Genomic DNA, 2635 nt, shown 5'->3' on the forward strand with positions numbered 1-2635 from the left:
GATATCGACGCCAACGGCCATGTGAACAACGTGGTCTATCTGGCCTGGGCCCAGATGCTGGCCATCGCCCACTGGGACGCGGCCGCCACGCCCGAGGAATCGGAGCGCTGGGCCTGGGTCGCCCTGCGCCACGAGGTGGACTATCGCCGCGCCCTGATGCCTGGTGAGACGGCGCAAGGTCGCACCTGGGTGTCGGACGTGGCCGAAGGCCCGCGCTTCGACCGCTTCGTGCGCATCGACGGCCCCGACGGCGTCATGTGCGCCCAGGTCCGCACGGTCTGGTGCCTGATCGACCGGGCCACCGGACGGCCCCGACGGGTGCCTCCCGATCTCCTGGCCAGATTCGGCTGAGGCTCCCCAGGCCGGCGCAGCTCGGCCATAGTGGGCGAGGAGGAGACGCCCATGGACGCCAGCCTGTTCTCGGCTTTCGGCCTGGCCAGCGCGGCCGGGTTCAACGCCTTCGTTCCCCTGCTCAGCGTGGGATTGCTGGCCCGGTACACCGATCTGGTCCGCCTGGCCGAGCCCTTCGACATCCTCACCCAGCCCTGGATGCTGGGCGTGCTGGCGGCGCTGGCCCTGATCGACTTCATCGCCGACAAGGTCCCGGCCCTGGACCACCTGTGGCACGGCCTGGGCGCCCTGGTGAGCCCCGCCGCCGGCGCCGTCCTGTTCGCCAGCCAGCAGAACGTGCTGAGCGACCTCCACCCCGCCGTGGCCGCCCTGGCCGGACTGGTGGTGGCCGGAGGCTTCCACGGCGGCCGGGCGGCTGCGCGGCCCATCTCCACCGCCGCCACGGGCGGGCTTGGCAATCCTGTCCTGTCCCTGCTGGAGGATGTGCTGTCGGCGATCCTGACCGCAGCGGCCCTGTTGCTGCCCCTCCTGGCTTTCGGCCTGGGCGCCGGGCTTCTGATCCTGCTGAGCCTTGCGGCCTGGGGCGCCCTGCTCCGACGTCCGAGAGCTACAGGCCTCGATCGGCGATCAACGGGTTGAGCATGAAGACCGGCTCCCGCGCACTGAGACCCAATTCCTCATAGGTGAAGGTCAGGTCCACATGGTGCGCCGCCGCCCGGCAGGGATCTACCCGGCGGCGACCGAAGGCCAGGGTCGTCGCCTGGCCCTGGCGGTCGACGAAGAAGGCGAAGTCGGCCTTGGCGGTACAGCCGAAACTGACCACCCGGATGGTCACGTCCCGCCGCCCGGCCTGCACGGCATAGAGGGGCTCAAGCTCGGCCAAGGGGGAAGCGGCGGGCGCCAGGATCGGAGGCGGCGTCGTGGCGCACGCCCCCAGCACCGCCGCCGCCGCAGCCAGAACCATCAGGCGACGGGTCATGGGAGCGGCCATGTCCATCTCCATCCCCGTCTCCTTGCGTGCGTCCTACTCCGTCCCCGTGATCAGCGAGCGCTTGGGCTTCAGCAGCGAGGCGATGACACCGCCCGCCAGGAGGGTGACCGTGATGGCCAGGGACCAGGGGGCCGGGAACTTGCCGCCGAAGAACAGGTCGCCCGCGAAGATCTTGAAGCCGATGAAGATCAGGACGAGCGCCAGGGCCACCTTCAGATAGTGGAACCGGTGTACCGCATTCTCCAGGGCGAAATAGAGCGCCCGCAGCCCCAGGATGGCGAAGATGTTGGAGGTGTAGACGATATAGGGGTCCTGGGTGATGGCGAAGATGGCCGGCACGGAGTCCACGGCGAAGACCAGGTCGGCGAACTCCACCAGCACCAGGGCCAGGAACAGCGGGGTGGCGAACAGCACCAGCTTGCCCGTCGCCGGATGAGCCTCACGCACGAAGAACTTCGAGCCGCGGAACCCTTCGGTCACCCGCAGATGGCTGCGCAGCCACTTCAGAAGGGCGTTTTCGGTGAGGTCCTTGGCCTCCTCGGCGTCCGTATTGAAGGACTCCTTGAGCATCTTCCCGCCGGTGAACAGCAGGAAGGCGGCGAAGAAGTAGAGGACCCAGGCGAAGTTGGCGACCAGCGCCGCCCCCAGGCCGATCATCAGGGCGCGCAGGATGATCACGCCGAGAATGCCCCAGAACAGCACCCGGTGCTGCAGTTCCCGGGGGACGGCGAAATAGGCCAGGATCAGGGAGATGACGAACACATTGTCGAGCGCCAGGGTCAGCTCGAGCAGGTAGCCCGTATAGTATTCCACCGCCTTGGTGGCGCCGAGATCATACCAGACCCAGGCCCCGAAGGTGAGGCCGATGGCGATATAGGCGCCGGCCATCCGCATGGATTCGCCGGGGCCGATGACGTGATCCTTCCGGTTGAACACGCCCAGATCGAGGACCAGCACGGTCAGCACGATCGTCAGGAACATCAACCAGAGCCAGGTGGCCTGGCCCAGGAAGGGAGTCTGTAAAAACGCAAGGAGAGAGTCCATCGGCCCCCGCACCTCTCATAGCCACGACGCCGCGTCCGCATCTTTCGAGAGAGAAGATCCGACATCATCGCGACCGCCATCGCGACCAGAGGGGCCCGGACCGTGGGGGGACATAGGACAAGGTCGCGACCGCCGTCAACTACCCCGGCGGGGTCAGGCCGGATAGGTCAGGCTGGGATACCAGTCCTCGCCGCGTCCCTCCGGGGTGCAATCCAGCACCATCCAGAGCGGGGCGGGATCGGGGGCGCC

At 67.9% G+C, this 2635-nt stretch carries 4 protein-coding genes; 2 read left to right on the forward strand and 2 right to left on the reverse strand.

The window, feature by feature from the left end; translation table 11 throughout:
* Both V7D28_RS12875 and V7D28_RS12880 read left to right on the forward strand, forming a co-directional pair.
* On the forward strand, positions 1-351 hold a 351-nt coding region (locus V7D28_RS12875; RefSeq protein WP_333587785.1), incomplete at its 5' end, for an acyl-CoA thioesterase.
* 51 nt (positions 352-402) lie between these two features.
* A complete protein-coding gene (locus V7D28_RS12880) occupies positions 403-990 on the forward strand; it encodes a DUF4126 domain-containing protein (protein WP_333587786.1) in 588 nt (195 codons plus the stop codon).
* On the opposite strand, the gene V7D28_RS12885 is transcribed toward V7D28_RS12880, so the two are convergent.
* Both V7D28_RS12885 and V7D28_RS12890 read right to left on the reverse strand, forming a co-directional pair.
* Entirely contained in the window at positions 959-1354 is a 396-nt protein-coding gene (locus V7D28_RS12885) for a hypothetical protein (RefSeq protein ID WP_333587787.1), read from the reverse strand. The two genes, V7D28_RS12880 and V7D28_RS12885, sit on opposite strands and share 32 nt — an antisense overlap.
* 21 nt (positions 1355-1375) lie before the next feature.
* Positions 1376-2386 carry a TerC family protein gene (locus V7D28_RS12890; protein ID WP_333587788.1) on the reverse strand — a complete coding sequence of 337 codons (1011 nt, stop codon included), beginning with the start codon at positions 2384-2386 and terminating at the stop codon, positions 1376-1378.
* Positions 2387-2635 lie beyond the last annotated feature (249 nt).

The organism is Phenylobacterium sp. (assembly GCF_036723115.1).
GTDB lineage: Bacteria > Pseudomonadota > Alphaproteobacteria > Caulobacterales > Caulobacteraceae > Phenylobacterium.